Here is a 1,406-nt window from a genome sequence, read left to right on the forward strand (position 1 = left end):
TTCAACATAGCCTTTGGTGATTGTTGCACCCTCAATAACAAAACGCATAACCTCAGTTCCGTTGATTAACAACAGTTCGTTACCATTATTTACAACTTCTCCGGCCATTGCATAAACTGACGGAAGCTCAACATTGACTTTATTTCTGATATAGCTTAATGAAGAAGCTAGGTTATAAATTCGCTCTCCGCCAAATACTGGACCAGTATCAAAGCCATTCGCTTCGGTTCCAATTGAATTTTTGTAATATGTTACATTCACATTCGGTTGATACTCTGAATCGTGCTCAATTACTACATTAAATCCGCTTGGAACTTTACGATAAATAATTTTATTGAGGTCTAAAACTTCCGCAAGTAACCGTCCTCCTGGATCAATTGATTCAAGGATTTCACGGTTTGCTTCCACAAACTGTACCCAGCTATTTTTACCATCTTCAATATACTTATTAAAGATTCGATAAAGCTCTTTGAAAGTCCACCAGTAGTTAGAGTCTTTGAAAGGTTGAGAATAAATTGACTTTTCAACGATATAATGGAAAGTTCGAGTAGAAAACTGTTCAATCCACCGCCCGCCTTCTTGTTTTCTAAAGCTAAAATAAGCTTCATTTCGTCCAACCATTTGAAGCGCATTGTCACTGGCAATATAATTCAATGTTCCATTTTTGGCATCAAAGGAGACAACACTTTCTTCTGATAATCCTTGACCTGTGGTTTCTTGTGCCATTAAACAAAAGAACGGCTGTAAGCCTTCAAAGTTCTTGGGCTGACCGTTCTCTACGATTTGAGCAACAATGGCTTGACTATTGACATCCGCATGTCTTAGCTTAACAATGCCAATATTGTTATTAGGCTCTGTGGTGGACAGTGTTATAAAATGTTCTGTCATAATAGACCCTTTCTAAAATTTGATATAATCCCTTGGATTCTTAAAGTGAGCGCTTGATGATGGCCAATATTGGTCCATAAATTGGAAGTGCAAATGTGGCCCGGTGACTGGGCCAGTCGCTCCCATAAGTCCAATTTGTTGGCCCTTTTTAACATTTTGACCCACAGAAACATCGATTCTGCTTTGATGTGCGTACCCTGTATAAAGTCCATCCGCATGCTTGATGACCGTGTAATTTCCATACCAGTCATAATAATTGCTTCCCGCTTGGACCACTTGACCATCGTTTGAAGCTAAGATTGGAGTTGTTGGATTGCCATTAACCAAGTCCATAGCATTGTGAAATTCTTGCGCTCCGGTGATTGGACTCGTTCTCCAACCCATTTCACTTGTTACGGTAATAGGACTTGAAATTGGAGCAATATAACCTCCGCCACCGCTTGGGATTTCAAGATTAACAAATTTGTTATACCATTCTTGGGCCCAAGTGCTACGTTCAGGATGTCCGTTTAAGGGAC

Annotated in this window: 2 protein-coding genes; both read right to left on the reverse strand. The window is 39.8% G+C overall.

What is annotated here, in order from left to right:
- On the reverse strand, positions 1–888 hold an 888-nt coding region (locus ABWI07_RS44080; protein ID WP_353822200.1), incomplete at its 3' end, for a BppU family phage baseplate upper protein.
- Between the two features lie 12 nt (positions 889–900).
- Positions 901–1,406, reverse strand: a 506-nt coding sequence (locus ABWI07_RS44085) for a M23 family metallopeptidase (protein WP_353822201.1), incomplete at its 5' end; no start/stop codon positions are given.

It is taken from the genome of Actinomadura sp. NPDC000600, assembly GCF_040492135.1.
Taxonomy (GTDB): Bacteria; Actinomycetota; Actinomycetes; order Streptosporangiales; family Streptosporangiaceae; genus Spirillospora.